This window comes from Kitasatospora sp. NPDC058492 (assembly GCF_042720685.1).
Taxonomy (GTDB): domain Bacteria; phylum Actinomycetota; class Actinomycetes; order Streptomycetales; family Streptomycetaceae; genus Kitasatospora.
In genome coordinates this window covers 11774-33850 of sequence record NZ_JBHXMU010000072.1, presented here as the reverse complement: position 1 = coordinate 33850, position 22077 = coordinate 11774, and the positions used below count along the sequence as shown (strand labels likewise).

General features: G+C 71.5%; 16 protein-coding genes and 1 pseudogene. 7 read left to right on the top strand and 10 right to left on the bottom strand.

Features of this window, described 5'->3' with window-relative positions; all coding sequences use genetic code 11:
- Nucleotides 1–34: 34 nt before the first annotated feature.
- From ACFWPI_RS33610 to ACFWPI_RS33585, 6 genes are all read right to left on the bottom strand, one after another.
- Complete coding sequence (locus ACFWPI_RS33610) at nt 35–2155, bottom strand: dipeptide ABC transporter ATP-binding protein (protein WP_380377979.1); 2121 nt, start codon at nt 2153–2155, stop codon at nt 35–37.
- A complete protein-coding gene (locus ACFWPI_RS33605) occupies nt 2152–3012 on the bottom strand; it encodes an ABC transporter permease (protein ID WP_063352827.1) in 861 nt (286 codons plus the stop codon). The genes ACFWPI_RS33610 and ACFWPI_RS33605 overlap by 4 nt, the downstream gene beginning before the upstream one ends.
- Before the next feature lie 157 nt (nt 3013–3169).
- On the bottom strand, nt 3170–4153 hold the full coding sequence (locus ACFWPI_RS33600; RefSeq protein WP_380377977.1) for an ABC transporter permease: 984 nt from the start codon (nt 4151–4153) through the stop codon (nt 3170–3172).
- A 255-nt stretch (nt 4154–4408) separates the two neighbouring features.
- Nucleotides 4409–5920 carry an MFS transporter gene (locus ACFWPI_RS33595; RefSeq protein ID WP_380377985.1) on the bottom strand — a complete coding sequence of 504 codons (1512 nt, stop codon included), beginning with the start codon at nt 5918–5920 and terminating at the stop codon, nt 4409–4411.
- Between the two features lie 108 nt (nt 5921–6028).
- Nucleotides 6029–6961 carry a DUF6528 family protein gene (locus tag ACFWPI_RS33590; protein ID WP_380377975.1) on the bottom strand — a complete coding sequence of 311 codons (933 nt, stop codon included), beginning with the start codon at nt 6959–6961 and terminating at the stop codon, nt 6029–6031.
- A 536-nt stretch (nt 6962–7497) separates the two neighbouring features.
- Nucleotides 7498–8724, bottom strand: coding sequence for a hypothetical protein (locus tag ACFWPI_RS33585; RefSeq protein ID WP_380377973.1), 1227 nt, complete (start codon nt 8722–8724; stop codon nt 7498–7500).
- Nucleotides 8725–9077: 353 nt separating this feature from the next.
- Between ACFWPI_RS33585 and ACFWPI_RS33580 the strand changes: the two genes are divergently transcribed.
- From ACFWPI_RS33580 to ACFWPI_RS33565, 4 genes are all read left to right on the top strand, one after another.
- Nucleotides 9078–9581: a hypothetical protein gene (locus ACFWPI_RS33580; RefSeq protein ID WP_380377971.1), complete on the top strand. Its 504-nt coding sequence runs from the start codon at nt 9078–9080 to the stop codon at nt 9579–9581.
- A gap of 174 nt (nt 9582–9755) precedes the next feature.
- On the top strand, nt 9756–10826 hold the full coding sequence (locus tag ACFWPI_RS33575) for a tyrosine-type recombinase/integrase (protein ID WP_380377969.1): 1071 nt from the start codon (nt 9756–9758) through the stop codon (nt 10824–10826).
- Nucleotides 10823–13162 (top strand): tyrosine-type recombinase/integrase, encoded by a 2340-nt coding sequence (locus tag ACFWPI_RS33570; RefSeq protein ID WP_380377967.1) that lies wholly within the window; start codon nt 10823–10825, stop codon nt 13160–13162. Before ACFWPI_RS33575 ends, ACFWPI_RS33570 begins: the two co-directional genes overlap by 4 nt.
- Nucleotide 13163: 1 nt before the next feature.
- Nucleotides 13164–13652 (top strand): protein-tyrosine phosphatase family protein, encoded by a 489-nt coding sequence (locus tag ACFWPI_RS33565; protein ID WP_380377983.1) that lies wholly within the window; start codon nt 13164–13166, stop codon nt 13650–13652.
- Nucleotides 13653–13690: 38 nt separating this feature from the next.
- Here ACFWPI_RS33565 and ACFWPI_RS33560 read toward each other — a convergent pair.
- A pseudogene (locus ACFWPI_RS33560) lies at nt 13691–15112 on the bottom strand (ISL3 family transposase); the annotation flags it as partial.
- 355 nt (nt 15113–15467) lie between these two features.
- On the opposite strand from ACFWPI_RS33560, the gene ACFWPI_RS33555 reads away from it, so the two are divergent.
- Nucleotides 15468–17150: a phospholipase gene (locus ACFWPI_RS33555; protein ID WP_380377965.1), complete on the top strand. Its 1683-nt coding sequence runs from the start codon at nt 15468–15470 to the stop codon at nt 17148–17150.
- 146 nt (nt 17151–17296) lie between these two features.
- Here ACFWPI_RS33555 and tgmC read toward each other — a convergent pair whose 3' ends face one another.
- Genes tgmC through tgmA form a run of 3 tightly spaced genes read right to left on the bottom strand, consistent with a single transcriptional unit; the run spans nt 17297 to nt 19691 of the window.
- Nucleotides 17297–18436 carry an ATP-grasp peptide maturase system methyltransferase gene (tgmC, locus tag ACFWPI_RS33550; protein WP_380377963.1) on the bottom strand — a complete coding sequence of 380 codons (1140 nt, stop codon included), beginning with the start codon at nt 18434–18436 and terminating at the stop codon, nt 17297–17299.
- The gene (gene tgmB, locus ACFWPI_RS33545; protein WP_380377961.1) at nt 18433–19404 is read right to left on the bottom strand and encodes an ATP-grasp ribosomal peptide maturase; all 972 of its coding nucleotides are present in this window, start codon (nt 19402–19404) and stop codon (nt 18433–18435) included. The genes tgmC and tgmB overlap by 4 nt, the downstream gene beginning before the upstream one ends.
- Nucleotides 19404–19691 (bottom strand): putative ATP-grasp-modified RiPP, encoded by a 288-nt coding sequence (gene tgmA / locus ACFWPI_RS33540; RefSeq protein WP_363373772.1) that lies wholly within the window; start codon nt 19689–19691, stop codon nt 19404–19406. Before tgmA ends, tgmB begins: the two co-directional genes overlap by 1 nt.
- A 188-nt stretch (nt 19692–19879) precedes the next feature.
- Between tgmA and ACFWPI_RS33535 the strand changes: the two genes are divergently transcribed.
- The gene (locus ACFWPI_RS33535; RefSeq protein WP_380377959.1) at nt 19880–20035 is read left to right on the top strand and encodes a hypothetical protein; all 156 of its coding nucleotides are present in this window, start codon (nt 19880–19882) and stop codon (nt 20033–20035) included.
- A 184-nt stretch (nt 20036–20219) separates the two neighbouring features.
- Nucleotides 20220–21551: an ALF repeat-containing protein gene (locus tag ACFWPI_RS33530; RefSeq protein ID WP_380377957.1), complete on the top strand. Its 1332-nt coding sequence runs from the start codon at nt 20220–20222 to the stop codon at nt 21549–21551.
- Nucleotides 21552–22077 lie beyond the last annotated feature (526 nt).

The following is a 22077-nucleotide window of genomic DNA, read 5'->3' as shown; positions in this document are numbered from 1 at the left end:
GGTGAGAAGGGGGCGGGGCGGGGCAGGGCGGGTGTCAGACCGCGTGGCAGGCGTACTGGTGGTCGGAGCCGTCCGGGGCGCCGACGGTCGCCGGCCGCTCGGTGCGGCAGCGGGTCCGTACGCTCTCGTCGGCCTCCCGGTACAGCGGGCAGCGGTCGACGAACACACAGCCCTCCGGCAGCCGGGTGGCACTGGGCTGCTCGCCCGCGAGGACGATGCGCTCGCGGTGGCGCTCGCGCTCCGGGTCGGGCACCGGGATCGCCGACAGCAGGGCCTGGGTGTACGGGTGCCGGGGCCGGGCGAAGATCTCCTCGGTGGCACCGGACTCGACGATGTGTCCGAGGTACATCACCGCGATGCGGTCGGAGACGTAGCGCACCACGGCCAGGTCGTGGGCCACCAGCAGGTACGCCAGGCCCAGTTCGCGCTTCAGCCGGGCGAGCAGGTTGATGATCTCGGCCTGCACGGAGACGTCCAGCGCGGACAGCGGCTCGTCCAGGGCCAGGATCTTCGGCTCGCGGGCCAGGGCGCGGGCGATGCCGACGCGCTGGCGCTGGCCGCCGGACAGGGCGGCGGGGAAGCGGTCGCCCAGGGCGCGGTCCAGGCCCACCAGGTCCAGGAGACGGGTGACCCGGGACCGGATGGCCGTCCGGTCGGCACCGGCGGCCTGGAGCGGTTCGGCCAGCAGGTCGAAGACGGTCAGGCGGGGGTCCAGGGCGTCCGTCGGGTCCTGGAGGACGATCTGGACGTCGCGCCGCAGCTCGCGCACCTGGGCCGCCGACCGCAGCGTGGCGACGTCGGTGCCGGCCACTTCGATGCGGCCGCCCTCGGGGGCGCGCAGCCGCAGCACCTCGCGCAGCGTGGTGGTCTTGCCGCTGCCGGACTCCCCCACCAGGCCCAGGGTCTCGCCCGCGCGCAGTTCGAAGCTGACGTGGTTGACCGCGTGCAGGGTTCCCACCCGGCGCTTGAGGAGGGCCCCCTTGGTGACGGGGAAGGTCTTGACCAGGTCCTCCACGCGCAGGACCACCTCGCCCGCGGTCCGCTCTCCGGCGCGGGCCGGCGGCACGGCAGCGGCGCGCCCGGCCGGGTCGAGGGTTCCGTCGGCGATCTCCTGCGCACGGTGGCAGGCGACGTGTCCGACGTGTCCGACGTGTCCGTGCTGCCCGCCCGGTGCGGTCAGGTCCGGTTCGGTGGTCCGGCACACGTCCAGGGCCACCGCGCAGCGGGGCGCGAAGGGGCAGCCGCCGGGCAGGCCGACCAGGGAGGGCGGCTCGCCGCCGACCGGGATCAGGGGCCGTTCGACGCCGCTGTCCACGGTGGGGACGCTGGCCAGCAGCCGGGCGGTGTAGGGCATCGTGGGACGGCGGAAGAGCTCGTCGACGCTCGCGTGCTCGACGATCCGTCCGGCGTACATGACGGCGACGTCGTCGGCGTGGCCCGCCACCACGCCCAGGTCGTGGGTGATCAGGACGAGGCCGGCGCCGGTCTCGCGCTGGGCCAGGCGCAGCACGTCGAGGATCTGCGCCTGGACGGTGACGTCGAGCGCCGTGGTGGGCTCGTCGGCGACGAGGACCGAGGGCTTGTTCGCGATGGCCAGGGCGATGACGACACGTTGGCGCATGCCGCCGGAGAACTCGTGCGGGAACGACTTGGCGCGTTCGCGCGGGTCGGGGATGCCGACCAGGTCGAGCAGTTCCACCGCCTGCTCCCACGCGTCCTTCTTCGACAGTTCCCGGTGCACGCGCAGGGCCTGGGAGAGCAGCCGGCCGACGCTGAAGATGGGCGTGAGCGCGGACATCGGGTCCTGGAAGACCATGCCGATGTCCTTGCCGCGCACCCGGGAGAGGCCCTTGTCGTCCATCGCCGCCAGGTCGCGGCCGCCCAGCAGGATCCGGCCGCCGAGGCGCGCGGTGGGCGGCAGCAGGCCCATGACGGCGAGGGCGGTGGCGGACTTGCCCGAGCCGGACTCGCCGACGATGCCCAGGGTGCGCCCGGGCAGCAGATCGAAGCCGATGCCGCGCACGGCCTCCACCGGTCCGGCCTCGGAGGGGAAGGAGACGCTCAGGTCGCGTACGGACAGGACGGGTGCGGGCTCGGTGGGCCCGGCCGGGGAGCCGGCCACGGGCCCGGTGCGGCGGGCGGGTGCGAGGGTCATCGTCGGCCTCCTGCCGCGGCGGTGGTGGACGTGGGGTCGAGGGCGTCGCGCAGGCCGTCGCCGACGAAGGTCATCGAGACGGTGAGCAGGACGGTCAGCCCGGCGGGGAAGGCGAAGAGCCAGGGGGCGCTGGTGATGGTGCCCGCACCGTCGGCGAGCATCGTGCCCAGCGACACGTCCGGGGTCTGCACGCCGAAGCCCAGGAAGGACAGCGCGGTCTCGCTGAGCACGGTGGAGACCACGCCCAGGGTGAGGTTGACGATGAGCAGGGAGCCCAGGTTCGGGATGATGTGGCGCACCACGATGCGCAGGGGGCGCACGCCCATGAACTCCGCGGCGCGCACGTAGTCGCGCTCGCGCAGGGACGTCGACACCGACCAGACCACGCGCGCGGTGGACATCCAGCCGAACACCGTCAGCACGAGGATGAGGACCCGCCAGTCGCCCGCCAGCCGGTGCGAGACCAGGGCGAGGATGAGGAAGGAGGGCACGATCAGCAGGAAGTGGACGACGGCGAGGGTGGCCTTCTCCACCCGGCCCCCGAAGTAGGCCGCGCCCGCGCCCACGACCGCGGCGATGGCGACGGTCAGCACGGACACGCTCACCGCGATCACCAGCGAGCGCTGGAGGCCGTGCACGGCGGCGGCGTAGACGTCGTTGCCGCCCTGGTTGGTGCCGAACCAGTGCTCGGCGCCGGGGGCCTGGGTCAGTGCCGAGAAGTCGGCGTCCGCGTAGCCGTACGGGGTGAACAGGTCGCCGAGCGCGCTGAACAGCACGAGCAGCAGGAAGATCACCACGCCGGCGACGGCGATCCGGTTGCGCAGGAAGCGCCGCAGGTAGAGACGGCGCCGGCCCAGGTAGTGCCCGTCTTGCACGTCGCGCACGTCGCGCACGTCATGCTCAGCGTGCCCGGTGGGCCCGTCGTGCCCGGTGGGCGGCGGATCGGTGGCTCGCGCGGGTGCGGTGGCGAGTACGTCTTCGGAGGTCGCGTCGGGACTCACAGGGGTGCCCATCTCAGCTCACCCGCACTCTCGGGTCGAGGAGAACGGTGGCGATGTCCGCGAGGATCGCGCCGATCGCGGTCAGGGCGGCGGCGAAGGCGGCGGTCGCCACGGTGCCGTGCACGTCGTTCTTGCTGATGGTCTGGATGAAGTACTGGCCCATGCCGTTCCAGCCGAAGATCGTCTCTGTGAGGACCGTGCCGGTGAAGACGGCCGGGATGCTGAAGGCCACGGACTGTGCGGTGGGGATCAGGGCGGTGCGCAGGGCGTGCCGGCGGATCGCCTGGGCCCGGGTGAGCCCGGTGGCCCGGGCGGTGCGCACGAAGTCGGAGCCGATGACGTCCAGCAGCAGGGAGCGCTGGGTGAGGTGGTAGCCCACGTACCCCGTCAGGGTGAGCGTCAGCGTCGGCAGGATCAGGTGCAGCAGCCGGTCACCGGCCGTCGCCCAAAATCCTTCCACGCCGGGCGAGTTCTCCCCCGCGACGTACAGGAAGTGCCAACCGGCGTGCTCGTTCAGCTGGATGGCCAGCAGCACCAGGGCGAGGGCGGCGATGGACACCGGGACGTTGAACAGCGCCATGGAGAGGGCCTGGGCGGCCCGGTCCCTCCAGCCGTACTGGTGCGAGGCGGTGTGGACCGCGAGGGCGACGCCGACGACGACCGACAGGACCGTCGCGCCGATCACCAGTTCGGCGCTGACGAGGGAGCGGTAGCCGATCTCCCCGTTCACCTGGACCCCGACCGGGGAGCGGCCCCAGTCGAAGTGCAGGACCACGCTGGTCAGCCAGTCCCACCAGCGGTGGAGCAGCGGCTCGTGCGGGTCGAGGTTGTAGGGGGCCAGGGCCCGGGATATCTGCTCCTCGGTGCGGACCGGGCGCAGTTCCTTGAAGTTCGAGCGCGGGTCGAGGAACCAACTGGCGAGGAAGTACGTGGCGTTGGTGGCCATGGCGATCACCAGGAACCAGCCCGCCGCCCTGCGTGTCACGTACCGGAGCACGGACGGCACCTCCCCACCAGGTGCGGCGGGTGCGCCTGGGGAACGCCGGGTCTGGGGGGGGGTACGCATGCCCGTAGAACTTCCTGGGGTGAGAGTCGAGTGCACGATCGTGCAGATGTGAGTCTGTGCACGACTGGTGCGCGACGCCAGTGATCTGGGCATATGGACATGGGAACGAAACACCCCCGCAGCAAAGAGGCGTTGAACCCGCTCCCCCGTTCACATTCGCAGGGGGGGTGCCCTCGCGGAGGCGTGTCAGGGGGCGGGCCTGGTACGCAGGGTGCGGTCGGCGAGGGTCGTCAGGACCAGGACGACGCCGACGCCGACCATGATCCAGGCGATGAGGTGCATGCCGGGGTCGGAGACGCGGATGCGGAAGACGATGCCGGTGGTTGCGGAAGCGGCGATCGAGCCGAGGTAGCCGAAGGTGCGCAGCAGGCCGGAGGCGGTGCCGAGTTGTTCGGCGGGGGCGTGGTCGTAGAGGGCGATCTGGTTGCCCGCGCCGGACGTGCCCATGGCGACGCCGAAGACGAGAGTGACCACCACGACCCATCCGATCCAGCCCGAGGCGCTGAGCAGCAGTACGCCGGCGGAGCCGATGAGGCAGGCCAGGGCCGCTGCTACGACCGGTCCGCGCACCCGGTTGCGCCGGGAGACGAGCGAGATCACCAGACCGGACACGAGCGTCATGGGCAACAGGAGCAGTCCGGCTTCGGTCTCGGACAGGCCCCGGACGCTCTGGGCCCACTGGGTGACGCCGTAGAGCACGACGTACGCGCAGAACAGGACCAGGCCGTAGCGAAGATAAGTACTGGTCAGGGCCCGGTTGCCGGCGAGCAGGCGCAGGTCGAGGAACGGGGTCCTGGCCCGCAGCTCCCACAGCACCAGGGCGATCCACAGCACGGCGGAGATCGCCAGCAAGTACCAGCGGGTGTCGGGCAGGGCGAACAGGAACAGCAGCAGCGCGATCATCGCGGCGGCGAACCCGGCGATGCCGATGACATCCAGGCCGGCCGCGACGTCACGGGCGCGTCGGCTGCGGTCCGGTGGGCTGTCGGGTCGGCTGTCAGGTGGGCTGTCGGGTCGGCTGTCGGGTGGGACCCAGGCCAATGTCGTGACCAGCGCGACGAGTGCGACCGGAACGTTGATGAAGAACACGGAACGCCAGCCCAGCACGGCCACCAGGACACCGCCCAGGGGCAGCCCGAGGGAGGCGGTCGCGATGCCGGCGATCTGCAGGCCGCCCAGCACTCCGCCCGGCGGCTTGTCCAGACCGGCGTCCTCGGCACGGCGACGGATCAGCAGCATGGCCGTCGGATAGGCGCACGAGGTGCCCAACCCGAGCAGTACTCGACTGATCAGGAGGGTCGGAAGGCTGTGGGCGGCGCCGCCCATGAGTCCTCCGACGATGACGAGTCCGATTCCGGCCAGGAACACCCGTCGTGGGCCGAACACCTCGGCGGCCTTGCCTGCGGTGGGCTGGGCGATCGCGCTGGCCAGGTACAGGGCCGTGACCAGGGCGGCGGTCCGCCCGATCGACACGCCGAGTCCGTGGGCGATCGGTACGAGGGCCGTGGCGATCAGCGAGCTGTTGATCGGGTTGAGCGCCGAACCGACGAACAACGGGGTGACGAATCGCCACGAGAACGGACGCCCGGGCGGTATCCCGTTCACCGGCGGGGCGTTGGTCGTCGGCCCGGGGGCAGGCATCAGCATCTCCAGTACGTGGTGGTCGCAGAAGTGCGCGGCCGTCCTCGACCGCCTCACCTTCAACGGCACCATCATGGCGGGGCGGCCGTCGAGGCCGGTCGGTTTGCCGGGACCGGCGTCGCGGTGGTGCAGCTCGGCGTGGATGGCGGCTGCCGGAGGACCGCGCTACCGGGGTCGGTTCGTCGGGCCCAGGCCTGGCAGCGGTGTGGTCCACCAGCGGGCCTTGTACAGCTCGGTTCCGGTCAGGGCGAGCGTCCCGTCGGGGTGGTGGAAGGTGACGGCGGAGGTGCACCAGGAGCAGGGACCCGCGTGATCGGGCGTGATGGTGAGCAGGCGACCGGTAGCGGGCTCACTGCCCACGCTCTTGATCCCGCGGGCTGAGTCCTCCGCGCCCAGCCCGACGGCTTCGAAGCGGTCGAGGTGTGAGTCGTAGCGCCACAGGCGGTCGCCGGTGCTGAGCCAGAACGTCCCCGGCGCGGAGCGCACAGGTGCGAGGTCGTGTCCCCCGACTTCCGGAAGGGGGATGCTGCGTTCGGGGGTGAGGGACGGGATGTCGGGCGTGCCACCGACCCGCAGGGCCAGCAGGGTGTCGTCCCCGAGCACCCAGAGCAGCTCCGCGCCCTCGTCCCACTGCACGGCGTGGGCCCCGTCGAGTTCCTGCTCGGTATAGGTGGTGCTGCGAGGCCCCTCCGAGGCCGCGTACAGCCGCACCCATCCGGCGGTGCTGGCGACCACGGCGACGTTGCCGTCCGGTAGGAGCTCCGCGCTGTGGGGGTTGGCGGAGGTGCCGAGGTCCGTGGCCCAGATCGGCGTGCCGGTCGCCGTGTCGACCAGGGCTGCCAAGCCGCCCGAGGCGGTGACCAGGAGGGATCCTTCACCGTCGAGCACCACGTCCCTGGCCTCGGTGGGTCTGGCCCAGCTGCGGGCCGGCTCCAGGTCGGCCAGCCGATCGTCGCCGTCAGCGGTCCACGACCACACCACCGGCAACCGGTCGGCCTCGGGTCCGGCCTCGGGTCCGGCCTCGGGTCCGGCCTCCCGCGCCGTCTCGCCGTCCAGGACGAGAACCTGCCGGGACGCCTGATCGACCGCGACGATCAACGCACTGCCCCGAACGCCGGCCTGCCCGGACCCCGGATCGACCGCATCACCCGGCGCACCACCCGGCACGACTGTCGGCCCGGCCGCCCGATCAGCCGCGATGACCACCGCACTGCCACGAGGTTCTCCGCCGCTGCCGTCCACGGCACGCGGGGCGGGGGTCGAACACGCCGTCAGCACCAGGCCGCCCAGGACGGATCCCAGTCTGAGGCCCGCTCCGGCTCTTGCGCACACTGCCACGTCCCCTTCGCGCCATGATTATCGGACTATCTACTCTGCGTCCCGGCGCCCCGGCCCGGCGCCATCCTCGTCGCAGCGTCCGGGTGAACTCGTCCGCACGGGGCTGTGGGAGGGCTCGCCCCTGCGGGCCGGGCGAATCAGCCGCACGCCCCACTCGGCGAGCTCCCGTACCCGTGGTCAGCACCCGCATCCGCGCGCCGGCGCTGACACCGCGCGCCCGACGTGCCGCCCACGGCTGGAGCCCGCCACCTGGGGAGGGTGGCGGGCTCCTTCGCGTTCGGCTTCCCCGTGCGCGCTCAGGCCCGACGCAGCACCCGGCGCAGCCAGAGGGCGCCGGCCCCGACGGCCGTCAGGGCAAGGCCGCCGAAGGCGAGGCCCGCGGTGTGGTCGGCCCCGGTGGAGGCGAGCTGGACGGACGACGGCGCGGAAGGCTGCGCGGCGTCGGCGACGCGGGCCTGCGGGGCGGACGGCGCGGTGGAGGTGGTGGACGGGTCCGCCGGAGCCGGGGCGCTCGGGGAGGACGCGGAGACCGGCACGGCGGCGCCGGCCGGGGCCGAGGACACCGGGGCCGACGGGGCGGAGGAGGCCGAGGAAGCCGAGGAGGGGGACGGGCTCGGCCCGGACGTCTTCGTGGCGGCGGGCAGGACCTGAATCGTCGAACGGGCAGCGCACTTCGTGGTTCCCCAGAACGGCAGGCCCTCGTTGACGAACACGCACGGGCCGAGCGTGGTGGTGCCCGCCGGAGTCTTCGCGTCGTACGACACCCGCACCCGGGCGACGGCCTTGCCACCCGACCGGAGGCCGGAGTCACGGCCCTGGAGGTACACGCCGTAGGGGTCGTCGGGCGCGATTCCGGCCACCTTGTCCAGCGTCCGCCAGGCCCCGTCCGCCGTACGCACCTGCACGGTCGCGTACCGGTCCACGAACAGGACGTTACCGAGGTTGGTGTAGTCGGACGGCGTGGGGTTGTCGAGGATGGCGTCGAACTCGACCGGCGCGCCGCCCGCGACGGCGGTGGCGGGAACGTGGTCGAGCGAGCTCGTGATCGAGGTGACCTTGATCGTGCTGGTCACCTCGGCCTGCGCCGCCTCGTGGGGGTCGACGACGACGGCGGAATGCAGGGCGATGGACCGGAAGCCGCCGTTGGTGGCGCCGTCGTGGGGCAGGCCCATCGGCGCGCCGATCCGCAGGTCGACCCTGAGGGTCCGCCCCGCCGGGACGGTGAGCCCGGGCACCGTCCCGTCGTACACGACACTTCCGGAGGTGTAGGTCATCCCCAGCGGCACCGACTTCCACGTACCGTCGGCCGGGTCCCTGAAGTCGATGACGATCGCGTCCGGCGGCGTTCCGACGTCGGTGACGGTCCGCAGATCCAGGTGGTAACCGGTGCTCTCCTGGCCCGAGTTGGTGATGTCCTCGGTGAACTCGACCGGCCCACCGGCGAATCCGACCGAGGCCGGGGCCTGGACGGAGAGCGAGGTGTGCGACGGCTCCCCCGCGAAGGCCACCGGGGCGGCGGCCACGACCGATCCGCAGACTGCGGCTACGCCGAGGGCAGCGGCGACGACGATGGCACGACGGGTACGACGAACATGAACGATGGTGGACACAGTTCTCCCCTGAAACCGTTCTGCGGGCAGGCCGCAGCAGCGCGCTGATGACTGATGGCTGAATGACTGATGGCGAGCGGGCCGCAGCAGGTTTGTGTGCGGCCGGGGGGCGACCACGGCCCCGCTTCTCACTGTCATAGACGTGGAGCCCGGCCAGGGGTTGCAGGCGATCGGAAAGAAATTTCTGGCTCTGGCGCGAGTTCCGTGATTGGCGCGATCCTCCTGGTCAGCCCGTGCCCGTGGTGGCCATAGGGCATGCTGGTGCGGTGAGTGATCCCCAAACAGCGTGGCAGGCGTGGCTGGACGGCCTGGATGCCAAGTCACAGGCTCTGGCACTGTCGTTGCGTGCCCAGTTCGACGCTCTTGGCGCGGCTGACGCCGCGGACTGGGTCAAGTCGGAGTTGAGCGAGGACCTGCCGCAGCTCGCCCGGTTCATGCTGCTGCGAAGCCTGTGGCGTAGTCCTATCGACGACTGGGCCGACCCGAGCGCGCTCGATCAACTCCCAGCTGCCAAGCGGCTCCTTGCCGCCGGCGCGGACCGGGCCGACCTGGTGCTCCTGGCTCGGGCAGTGGCCTATGAGGCGGTGTTCACGACGCTTGACGAGCTTGACGCCGGCGGCGATGTGAACGTTTCGGCCGTCGATGCCGGCTGGAGGGTAGTGGAGACCGGAGAGGACCTCTCTCCGACGGGACGCGTCCTCTCAGGTCTGCACGAGGATCTCCTCACGATGGATCCCAGTGGGCGTGACGGAGCTGACCTGTGGCGATAGGGCAGTCCCCTGACTGACTGCCCAGCCCTCACGGCCGGGCGAGGAGTACGCGCTTGCGGAGGAGGTCGAGCTTCGCGCGGCCGAACATCTGGCGTTTGAGCATCTTAAAAGTTACGTGGAATCTGGCTGGGGTGATCATGTCTCCCCGGTGCAACCACGGACTTGGGAGATGGCTTGAGCGGCACGACGGTGCTGAAGGAGAAGTGGCCGGTGCTGGGCCGGCACGAGCAGGCGGCGGTGTGGCTGCAGATCTGGACTGATCTCGGTCGGGCGCCGAGGACGATCGACGCCTACGCCCGCGGACTGGCCGAGTACCTGGTGATGTGCGAGCGGGAGGACGTCGACCCGATCATCGCAAACCGCGCCCACATTGCCGTCTACGTACGGGAGTTGACGTCACGGCCGCACCGTCGTGGTGCGAACGTGGTGGCGATCGACTCGGGGTCGGGGCTGGCGAACGCCACAATCCAGCAGCGCCTGGTGCCGGTGCGGCTGTTCTACGACTTCCTCATGGAGGAGGGTCTGCGCGAGTCGAACCCGGTGGGCCGGGGCCGCTACACCCCTGGGCGTCAGCGGGGCGGGCAGCAGCGCGGGCTGGCGCCGCGGCTGACGAAGCTGCCGTGGATCCCCAGTGAACAGCAGTGGCTGAGGATCCTGCAGGTCGCGCGGGAGGAGCCGGTCCGCAATCGGTTGATGCTGGCCCTGGCCTACGATGCCGCGCTGCGGCGAGAGGAGCTGTGCTCGCTGCGGACCGACGACCTCGATCCGGCCCACCGGACGCTGAGGGTGCGGGCGGAGACGACGAAGAACCGGCTGGAGCGGGTGGTCCCGTACTCGGCGTCGACCGGCGTGCTGATGTCGGCCTACCTCGCCCACCGGGCCACGGTCAGCCGGGCCAGGGGGCCGCTGTTCCTGTCGGAGTCCCGGCGCAACCATGGACAGCCGCTGACCCTGTGGACGTGGTCGAAGGTGGTCCGCCGGATCGCCCTGGCGTCCGGTGTTCCGCGGTTCTCGACCCACACCACCCGGCACCTGTGTTTGACCGATCTGGCTCGGATGGGTTGGGAGTTGCACGCGATCGCGACCTTCGCCGGCCACCGCAACACCGATTCCACGCTCCAGTACATCCACCTGTCCGGCCGGGACCTGGCCGACAAGCTGGCCCGCGGCATGGAGCACATCCATGCCTGGCGAATACAGATGCTCACGTCCGAGGACTGCACGACGGCGGAGGTGTCGCGGTGACCGCACCACTGCCGGCCATCGCCGCCCAGGACGGGGCCGGACGCTGGTCCTGGCCGATCTCCCCGCCCCGCGACAACGCCGCGGTTGTAGTGCGACCTGCCGAGGCCAGGGCCGTGGCCGACCTGGGCGTGCGCAATCTGCGGCGCCTGCAGTACCACGACCCGTCCGCGCCGGGCTGGCGCGTGATCGCGCGGCTGCTGGGTCCGCTGGAGGCGGTCAACGCCGCACTGGACTCCCCGCCCACCCCGCATCGCCGACGGGCCATGCTCGACGTGGTCGCAGTGCTGCTGACGCGGTGCGCGGAGACCGGCCGGACCTTCTGGGGCTGGACCGAGGAGGAATGGTTCCACCTGCTCGGCCGCACTCAGGCCGAGTTCCGCCGGCGCGCACCCGCCTGGGCCGGCGACGAGGTCCGTCCCTATCTCGCGGCACACGCCTACCTGCTCGGTTCCTTCAACGAGTTCCACCGACTCGGCAGCTTCCAGCGGCTCACCCTGGCCTGGCGGATCTTCGGACGCGACCGTGTCAACGGCGAGGTCGCACGACTTCGCGCGATCCTGAGCGCCTGGGGCTACCGGCTCGGCCAGGACGAGGACACCCTGCTGCCGATGGTGGCCTGCCAGCTGTTCCTGCTCAACCGCAGCCCGCATCTTGAGGAAATGGACACCGCACTGTTCGACCGGGTCCGCCGCGACGGGCTGCTGGAGGGCAGCCGGCTGAACACCCTGCACGCGATGCAGCGGGCGGTCGCCGAGCTCGGATTCTGTGATCCTCCGCGTCCCGGCACCGGCCGCCACTCGGCCCGGGCCAGCGGCGGCGCGCCGATCTGGGAACAGTGGGCCGACCGCTGGCACGCCACCTCGACGCTGACCCCGCGCGTTCGCGGCGGCGTCCGCTCGAACCTGCTCAAGGTCGGCCGGTGGATCGCCGCCGAACAGCCCGACGCCGCCGATCCGGCCGACTGGACCCGGCAGACCTGCGCTTCGTGGATCGCCGCGCTGGACCGGATGAAGGTCGGCGACTACGTCCAGCGCACGATCGGGTTGGGCGACCGTCTCGGCAAGCCGCTGGAGGCGCCCAGCAAGGCCGGGCAGATCACCGCGCTACGGAGGTTCTTCCGGGACTGCCAGGAGTGGGAGTGGCTGCCCCGCCGCTTCGACCCACTGCGCGCGCTGGCCATCCCCCGCAGCATCACGGCCCTCCTCGGACCTGACCCCAGAGTGATCGCAGACGAGATCTGGGCAAAGCTGTTGTGGGCGGGCCTGAACCTCGAACCAGCAGATCTGCCGCAGACCCGCTCCGGACACTTCTACCCTTTCGAACTGGTCCGAGCGGTCACACTGACCTGGCTCTTCTCCGGCCAACGCAGTGACGAGATCGCCCGCTTGAAGCTGGGCTGCATCCGCTGGCAACACGAGGGGGCACCCATCGCCGGCGACTCGCAGCAGGTCCTGGCCCGCGACGCGGTCTGCCTGCTCGACGTCCCCACCCACAAGACCGGTACCGCCTTCACCAAGCCGGTCGACCCAATTCTCGGCCAGGCCATCGACGCCTGGCAGAGCATCCGCCCGGACCAGCCGAAGTTCACCGACCGCCGCACCAGCGAGCTGGTGGACCCGCTGTTTGCCGTCCGGGCCCGCCGCGTCTCCACCAGCTACATCAACAACACCGTCATCCCGATGCTCTGCCGCAAGGCCGGAGTCCCGGCCGCCGATGTCCGTGGGAACATCACCAGCCACCGGGCCCGGTCCACCATCGCCAGCCAGCTCTACAACGCCAAGGAGCCGATGACGCTGTTCGAGCTGCAAGCCTGGCTCGGACATCGCTCACCGCAATCCACCCAGTACTACGCCAAGATCACGCCGAACACCCTCACGAAGGCATACACCGAGGCCGGATACTTCGCCCGCAACGTCCGCACGGTCGAGGTCCTCCTCGACCGTGACGCCGTCACCTCCGGGGCCGCGGCCACCGGTGAACCATGGCAGTACTACGATCTCGGTCACGGGCTGTGCTCCTACTCGTTCTTCGAACAGTGCCAGCACCGGATGGCCTGCGCCCGCTGCGACTTCTACACCCCCAAGGAATCGACGAAAGCCCAACTCGTCGAAGCCAAGGCCAACTTGCAGCGCATGCTCGTAAGCATTCCGCTCACCGAAGAGGAACGCGCCGCCGTCGACGACGGCCAGAGCGCCCTCGACCGCCTTCTCGAGCGCCTCGCCGAGGTGGCCACTCCAGCCGGCCCGACCCCGAGCGAGCTCCGCGCCGAACCCGGTCGGCCCCTGCCCTTGACTGTCCGATCACCAACCGACTCCACCGACCGAAAGTGCTGCTGACATGCGACCCGCCCTCTTCACCCTCGACCTCCCCGGCCCCGGACGACTGAGCACCATGGCCCGACCCCGCGGCAACGACTGGCTTGAAGACGAGATGGCCGCGCTGAAGAACTACGGCGTCGATATCCTGGTCTGCGCGCTCACCGGCCCCGAACTCAACGAACTCGGCCTCGCAGACGAATCCCGGACAGCCACAGCAGCCGGGCTGCAGTTCGTCGCGATACCCATCCCCGACCGCACCGTCCCCGACCGCGCCGCGATCCTGCCTACCCTGCACAGACTCACCGAACAGCTACGCGACGGCGCACACGTCGTCACCCACTGCCGAGCCGGCATCGGCCGCTCATCCCTCCTCGCAGCCGCACTCCTCATCCTCAACGGGGTCGATCCCGGCACCGCCTGGAACCACATCGAACGAGCTCGCGGACTCGCCGTCCCAGACACCGCCGAGCAACGAGAGTGGACAATGGAACTGGTCAAACAGGCATGATGTTGACAAATCAGATTCCACAGAATGATGCGGTTGACGTGGCCCTCGACCGGGCCGGAGTTCCAGCGGAGTGTGAGGCCGGCCATGACGGCGTCCCAGTCCTTGCGCAGGCCGGTGGCGAATTTGCGCAGTTCAGGCAGGATGCTGGCCTCGGCGTCCGCGGTCCACTGCTCAAGTTCCTCCTGGCCCCGGCGGTTGACGAGGACGGAGGCGAACCGGGCGATGAGGTCGCAGGCGACGTCCAAGTCCGCGCTGCGGCTGCGGAGTTCCTTCAGGACGACACGGTCGGCCTCGGGTCGGTTGTCGGGGTGAGTGAGGATCAGCGTGGTCACCTCGCGGGCCTTGGGGACCGGTGGGCGGGTGGTCGGCCTGGCGTTCTCACGCAGCCGGTGGACGAAGCGGCGGACGGTCCGCTCGCTGACGGTCAGTCCGCGCTCGGCGAGTTCGCGGTGGAGGCGGTCGGCGCTGGTGCAGCCCTCGTTGAAGCGGGCGGTCAGGTAGGCGGCGTGGCCGTCCAGGCTGGTCTGCCGACCGCCAGTGGGCCCCGCGCCGATCAGCTCGTCAGCGGTGGCGGCCCGCATGAACTTCCGCACCGTCTTGCAGTCCAGGCCCAGCTCGGCGACGATCTGGCTGTGGCCCATGCCCTTGTCCATCAGTGCGTGGACGGCGGCGTGACGCTCGCGGGTCCGCCGGGCCAGCTGGCCTTCGGGCAGTACCACTTGTTCCTTCTCCGGTGTGGATGGGACCCACTGCGGGCGCAAGCGGGCGACCAACCGCTCGGCCGCCTCTCCGAGGTTCTTCCACAGGTGGAACCGGTCCGCGACCTGCGTGGCGGTGCCGGCACCGCGGTCCGCGCCTTCGGCGTAGTAGCGGGCCCGGTCGCGGCAGATCACCTCGACACCGGGGTGTGCGGTGAGCCAGGCAGCGAGGGCGTCGGCGGACCGCTCGGGCAGGACATCGACGGGACGGCGGCCCTTGATGTCGATCAGGACCGTGCCGTAGTGGTGGCCCTTGCGCATGGCGAAGTCGTCAACGCCGAGCACCCGCACCTGTCCGGCCTGCGGGTCAGGCAGGGCTCGGATCAGGCGGATCAGAGCGTCCCGGCCGATCCCGGCGGCCAGGTGCTCGGTGAGCCGGGCCCCGGCCCGGCCGCCCAGGGCGAGCGCGACGGCCTCGCGGACCTTCCGCAGCGGCACTGTGCAGCGGCCATAACGGAACGTCAGGCCCGGTATCTGCTCGGCGAAAGTCCGCTTTCCGCACTCGGCGGTATCGCAGAAGAACCGGCGGACCCGCAGGTGCAGCACCAGCTCCTGCCCACTCACCGCCGTGTCGCTCACGTGCCGCTCGTAGCCGCTGTGGACACGCTCGGACCAGCTGCCGCAGCCCGGGCACTCCGACTTCGGCGTCCGACCCCGAGCGTGGACCCGTACGGACCGGCCGACCGACCGGATCAAGTCCACCTGCAGCAGGGCGAACTGGGGAAACAGGACGGTCAGGAGCTCAGAGACAGACACCCGCCATGATCGCCAACCGGCAACACCTGCGGGCTGCTTTCACGGAACTCGCGCCAGAGCCAAATTTCTCCCCGTCTCCGGACACCTGCCGACGGCGGACGCCCTCGGCTCAGGAGGAGGCGCCTGGTGCCCACGCGCCCGTAGGTCCGTCACGCCCGGCCCATCAGCCGAGCCCGGTCACAGCCGGGCCGTCAGTCCCAGCGGGCGGATCCCGACAGGCCCCTGACGCATCCTCAAGTTACTATCAGGTATTTTTAAGGGGCCTTTCAGGTGAACATTGCCACTTCTTGAAGGATTACCCGTGCTCCGTCACCCGTCCCGCCGTCTCGGCCGCGCCGCCCGCACCACGCTCACCGCCGCTCTCACCCTCGGCACGGCGCTGGCAGCACTGCCCGCCGCCCCCGCCTTCGCTTCCGCCTCCGCCTCCGCCGACACGCAGATACCCGCCCCGGCGGCGCCCGCGGCCACCGACACCCCGCACCTGGACGCCGTCGAGCAGACGCTGCGTCAGGTCTCGCCCGGCCTGGAGGGAACGGTCTGGCAGCGCACCGGCGGCAACAGCCTGGACGCCCCCGCCGGTGACCCGGCCGGCTGGCTGCTGCAGACCCCGAACTGCTGGGGCGACCCGAGCTGCACCGACCGGGCCGGCAGCGAGAAGCTGCTGGCCAAGATGACGGCGAACATCGCCGGCGCGACCCGCACCGTCGACATCTCCACCCTCGCGCCGTTCCCCAACGGCGCGTTCCAGGACGCGATCGTCGCGGGCCTCAAGGCCTCGGTGGCGGCGGGCAACAAGCTGACCGTACGGGTCCTGGTGGGAGCCGCCCCGCTCTACAACATCACCGCGCTGCCGACCAGTTACCGAGACGACCTGCTGGCCCGGCTCGGCCCGGCCGCCGCCGGCGTCACGCTCAACGTCGCCTCGATGACCACCTCGAAGACCGCCCTGTCCTGGAACCACTCCAAGCTGCTGGTGGTGGACGGCCGCAGCGTGATCACCGGCGGCATCAACAACTGGAAGGACGACTACATCGACACCACCCACCCGGTATCCGACGTCGACCTCGCGTTGACCGGCCCCGCCGCCGCCTCGGCCGGCTCCTACCTCGACACCCTGTGGGGCTGGACCTGCAAGAACACCGGAGTGCTGTCGAGTGCCTGGTTCGCCTCCAGCAACGGCGCGCCCTGCCTGCCGAACCTGGAGAAGGACGCCAACCCCGGCCCGGTGCCGGCCACCGGCAACCTGCCGGTGATCGCGATCGGCGGCCTGGGCGTCGGCATCCGGAACGTGGACCCGGCCTCCACCTACCAGCCGGACCTGCCGGCCGCCGCCGACGCCAAGTGCGGCCTGGTCGCCCTGCACGACAACACCAACGGCGACCGCGACTACGAGACGGTCAACCCCGAAGAAAGCGCGCTCCGGGCCCTGGTGGCCGGCGCCACCAGCCACATCGAGATCTCCCAGCAGGACCTGAACGGCACCTGCCCGCCGCTGCCGCGCTACGACCTGCGCCTCTACGACCTGCTCGCCGCCAAGCTCGCCGCCAACGTGAAGGTGCGCATCGTGGTGAGCGACCCGGCCAACCGCGGCACGGTCGGCAGCGGCGGCTACTCGCAGATCAAATCCCTCGCGGAGATCAGCGACGCGCTCCAGGCCCGGCTGGCGGCCCGGACCGGCGACGCGTCCGGTGCGAAGGCCACCATGTGCCGGAACCTCCAGCTCGCCTCCTTCCGCGCGGCGCCGACCGCGAACTGGGCCGACGGTCACCCGTTCGCGCTGCACCACAAGGTCGTCGCGGTCGACGGCTCGGCGTTCTTCGTCGGCTCGAAGAACCTCTACCCCGCCTGGCTGCAGGACTTCGGCTACCTGGTGGAGAACCCGGACGCGGCCGCCCAGCTCGACGCGAACCTGCTGGCACCCGAGTGGCGCTACTCGCAGGCCGCCGCCACGGTCGACTACACCCGCGGCATCTGCCCGAACTGAGCGCGTTCTCCATCGGCCAGGATGTCCACGAGGTCCTGCGGTGGGTGGGTGCTGCTCCTCCTGTCGTCCTGGGACGGTACCCGGACTCGCGCGCCGAGGTGCCGTGAGCAGCCGAAGCCTCGGCGGGGCTCGGCCCCGGCCGCCGGTCAGATGGGCAGGTTCCAGGTGGGGCCTTCTTCGGTGCCGATCCACACGCGCTGGCCGTCGCCGTCGACCGTGATGCCGAAGCCCTCCTGGTGGGGGGCGCCGTGTTGCTGCCAGGCCTGGATGGCGGCCTCGGCCTGGTCCCACAGGCGCAGGGGCCCGCGCTGGGTGACGGTCCAGCCGCCGTCGGGGTTCGGCGTGGTGCGGGCGTGGGAGCCGGTGGCGAAGTCCACGAGGATCTGCTGGTCTCCGGCGCCGATGATCTCGGCGGAGGGGGCGGCGAGTTGGGCGACCCACTTGCCGGTCCAGTCACCCAGGATCGCCGGGTCGATCTCGCTGGGCCGTGCGTCGCCGGAGAGCAGGGTGACGGGCTGGCGCGGGGGCCGGTCGTGCGGCCGGGCGACCATGAAGTTGACGTAGCCGGGCAGGAAGCGGCCGCTCGCGCAGCCGGGCCCGGTGACGGTGAGGAGTGCGAGGCCGAAGGCGAAGCTCCACCCGGTGAAGGTGGCGAGGATCCTTCCGCCGGGCCTGACCTGGTGGAGCCACGGGAGGGGGAGGTGGCGGATCGAGCAGGTCGCGATCAGCCGGTCGTACGGTCCGCCGTCGGCGTACCCGGCGAGGCCGTCGCCGATGACGAGGGTGGGAGAGTAGCCCGCGGCTTTGACCGCCTCCGCCGCCCGCGCCCCGATTTCCGGGTCGACTTCGACACTCACGACGTTCTGTTCCCCGAGGCGGTGGGCGCCGAGGGCGGTGGAGTAGCCGGTGCCGGTGCCGATCTCCAGCACACGGTGGCCGGCCTCGACGTCGAGCTGCTGCCACATCCCCAGCACGAGGGAGGGGAGGGTGGAGGAGGACGAGGGGGCACCGGCCACCGGCCCCTGGACGTCGGAGGGGCTCAGATGGCCGTCGAGCTGGGTGACCAGCGTCTGGTCGCGGTAGACCCCCTCCAGGCGGCCGGGGTTGTCGCACAGGACTGGAGCGTAGGCCGTGGGCGCGCTGGCGGGCACGGGCAGGAAGTACTCGGGGACGAAGGTCTCGCGCGGCACGGCGGCCGCGGCCGCGCGCCAGGCCGGATCGGTGAGGGCGCCGTCGGCGGTGAGCCGGTCGACGAGGGCGGCGCGCAGTTCGGCGGGGGTGCTCACGGGTTGGTGCCTCTCTGGAGTCGGTCGGCCAGGGCCTCGGCGATCAGGTCGGTCATCGGCGGCGGGAACCACGCCCACTGACCGTTCGGGTTGCACTCGAAGAAGTTCCAGCACCCGGCGGTGTCGACGGCGAAGTCGAAGGCGCCGAAGACCAGGCCGAAGGCGCCGAGGTAGCGGGCCACGGCAGCGGCGACATCGTCGGGCACCGCGACCTGGGTGTAGGTCAGGAGGTTCTGCCGGCGGCGCCAGTCGAGGTCGGGGCTGTCGATCCGGACCGCGAACAGCCGTGTCCCGACGGCGGTGAGGCGCACGTCGTACGCCTTGTCCACCTTGGCCTGGAACAGGTGGGGGCAGGCCGCGACCGCCTCGGTGATCTCCTGCGGCCTCACCTCGGACACCCACGCCTGCGCGGCGCGGCCGTCCTCTCCCCGGTACGGGCTGTTCCACAGCGGCTTGTAGACGGCGCCGCCGACCTGGGCCCGGCAGAACGCGCGGGCCTGGTCCGGGTCCGTCGTGATGACCGTGGCCGGGACGGTGAAGCCGCTGGTGAGCGCGGCATGGAGCTGGACGGGCTTGTGTTCGGCCTCGCGGACCCGCCAGGGGTGGTTCACGTAGTGGGCGCCGGGAAGCGCGGCCAGAATGCCGCCGACCCCCCAGTGGGCCTGGGCCCGGCAGAACGCCGCGTCCTGCCCCTCCATCCCGGCCGGGGCCTCGTACGTGGAGGGGCGGCGGTACCAGACGGATCGGACGCGGCCGAGGTCGAGGACCCGGGTGGCGGTGGTCAGGGTGCCGCGCTGTCCGTCCTTTTCGTAGCGGGTGGTCAGCGCGGCGCCCTGCTGGAGATCGGCACCGGGATCCGTGCGGACGACCGGCACGCCCCGCTCGGCCAGGATGCGGAGCACCACGTCCGCCGTGGCGTCGTAGGGGTTGGTCAGGACCAGCACTGTCCGTGGCCGATCTCCGGTCATCAGCCGGTGCCCTGGTCCTGATCGTTGCTGGTGATGCTGTCCATGTCGGTGGGCGCGGCCTGGCCCCCACTGTTCCCGTCGCCGCCGCCCTGACCGGTGCTGGTCGGGCTGCTGGTGTCGGTGCTGGTGCCGTGCGCACCCATCGTGACCTGCCGGCCTTCACCGTCGAAGTAGACGGCGACCTGGGTCTCCGGATCGATCACGGCGATCAGGCCGGGAACGGGCTCGGTGTCGGGGTAGGGCCTCATACGGGTGGTGCCCCACGGCGGTTCGGGCGATCGGGTCATCCCGGTGTACCTCCTTCAGGGCCGCGGCCGTACGGCCGTCAGCACAAGCAGGTTCCCACAGTACGTAGTTGAGAGAATGCTTACCGTAGCGCGCATGCCGTTCGCCAGGGGTTCCGGCCAACTCGCGTGGGCCTGGCCGTGTTGCTCGCAGCGGACGGGCGCCGGTCGAGGACTCCCGGCGAAAACCGGTGCGACGACGCATCGCGTCCCGCGCCGACCTGCTGGGCACCCGGGCGGCGGTGACCAGTACCGAGCACCTGTGGCTGCATCACGCCCTGGGCACCGTCGCCCGGGCGCTGGGCACCGTCGCCTGGGCGTTGACCGCCCGCCTCGACGAGGGCTGAGCCAGGGACGGGGGCGCCGGGTAGCTCTCCCGGCTGGTGTGACCAGGCGGTGCGCGATGGAGCCGGGGTGTGGGACGTGACGGAAATGTGTTCGCCAGCGGGGGGTGTCGTTGCTATACGATCACTCGGCCGACCGTCGTGAAGCCGCGGCGGGCCCATCCGTGTTTCAGATCCCGAGGGACCGTTGAAGATCCGTCATTCGCTCGCTGCCGTCCTCCTTGCCGCAGCCGCCGCACCCGTCGCCCTGGGCGCCGCCCCGGCGTTCGCCGACACCGTCCCGGCGGGGCAGGGGCAGACCGACCCGGCCGAGACCAAGGCGGACGAGGAGAACCGGGCAGCGATCGAGAGGATGCTCGTCTACCCGAACGACTACCTGCTCACGGCTCCGAGCGACTACCTGCGCGAGCACGCGGGCCAGGCCCTCGCCGGCACCCCCGCGGACCGGGCGCGCTTCCTCGCGGTGGAGGCGGACAGGATTCGCCGGGACGACGCGCGGATCGCGATCCTGTGGACCATGAACGCCGCCGGCCCGGCCGTCAAGAAGGCCGCCAACACCGCGTTCGGCTCGAACGACCTCGGCGTGTTCCGCGCCTACCTGAACGTCGGCCAGTACACGGCCCGGGCCGAGGACGAGAACCGCGCCAAGGTGCAGCAGCTCCTCGACGACCCGAACAGCGGACCGGGTGTGCGCGAGGGCGCCCAGCAGGCACTGGCGGGAACCGCCGCGGATGTCGAGCGCTTCCTCAACACGGGGCTGAAGACGGCCGCCGAGCACGACGACCGGGTCCTGCTCAGCCAGATCATGTCCCGCGGCGGCCCGGCGGTGAAGAAGGCCGCCAACGCCGCGATGTCCGGCACCATCGAGGACGTCCGCGCCTTCCTGAAGACCGGCCAGTACGTCGCCCGGACGGAGGACGAGAACCGCGCCAAGGTGCAGGACGTCCTCGCCGACGCGGGCACCGGCCGCCACGTCCGGGAGGCGGCCGAGAAGGCGCTCGCCGGCAGCGCGGCGGACGTCGAGCACTTTCTGAAGGAGCAGTTGGAGCCGCTGCGGGCGGGCGACGACCGGATCCACGTCTCGCAGCTCATCGCGGCCGGGGGGCCCGAGGTCCGCAAGGCCGGCCTCGCCGCGCTCGACGGCGGCATCGCGGACGTCCGGGCCTTCCTGAAGGAGGGCCAGTTCACCGCCCGGGCCAAGGACCAGGCCGCCGCGAAGACCACTGCCGATACCACTGCCGAGACCGCGACGAAGACCGCTACGGAGACCTCGCGGGGCGGCTCCGGCACCACCCAGGCGGTCGCCGCCGTGAGCCCCGACGCCGCTGTCGCGCCCGTCTCGGCCACCACCGGGACGACGACCACCGCCACCACCACGGACGGCCGGAGCACCGCCGGTGGCTCGCTGGCCGCCACCGGCACGACCGCCCCGCTCGGGCAGCTCGGCGCCGCCGCCGGCGCGGCCGTCGTGCTGGGCGCCGGCGCGGTCGTCGCCTCGCGCCGCCGCTCGCAGGCCTGATCACCCTCCTCCGCCGGCCGGCCCGCACCTCACACCGGCCGGCGGAGCGTTTCCCCCACACCCACACCCACGGCCACGCCCACACCCACGCCCACAGCCGGGCCGACGTCGGCTGGTCGCCCCGACCGGGCCGCCGGCGTTGAGGCGCGGCGTGTCCGTGAGGCGGAGCAGCGGCGGTACCGGGGGCGCCGTGATGCCTTTGGTTGCCGGGGAGTTGGCGGCTTGGGCAGGCTGGGGTGCCCAGTGCGCGCCTCGGGACGCTCGTGAACGCGACGGTCCCTGCCGGCTGGCCATCGCCCGGCCGGTGTGGGTACGCCGGCCGGCCTGCCTGCCTGCATTGCCGACTCCCGGAGTCCTGCGGTGACTTGCGTTCCGGCGGCAGCCGAGGCCTTCGCCATCGAGGCGAGCCTTCGCGGCACTTCGTCTGTGCTCGGCCGCGGCCGTCGGTGGGGACGGTCAGGGGCGGGCTGCGGGGACGGTCGTCTCGGGGCTGCGGCGTTGGGGAAGGTTGACATCCTCCCCGCCC

Bases quoted from the DNA above. Each gene is read 5' to 3' on its own strand.
- ACFWPI_RS33610 (WP_380377979.1), bottom strand. From the start codon at position 2,155: ATGACCCTCGCACCCGCCCGCCGCACCGGGCCCGTGGCCGGCTCCCCG.
- ACFWPI_RS33565 (WP_380377983.1), top strand. From the start codon at position 13,164: ATGCGACCCGCCCTCTTCACCCTCGACCTCCCCGGCCCCGGACGACTG.
- tgmB (WP_380377961.1), bottom strand. From the start codon at position 19,404: ATGACCGGAGATCGGCCACGGACAGTGCTGGTCCTGACCAACCCCTAC.
- tgmA (WP_363373772.1), bottom strand. From the start codon at position 19,691: ATGACCCGATCGCCCGAACCGCCGTGGGGCACCACCCGTATGAGGCCC.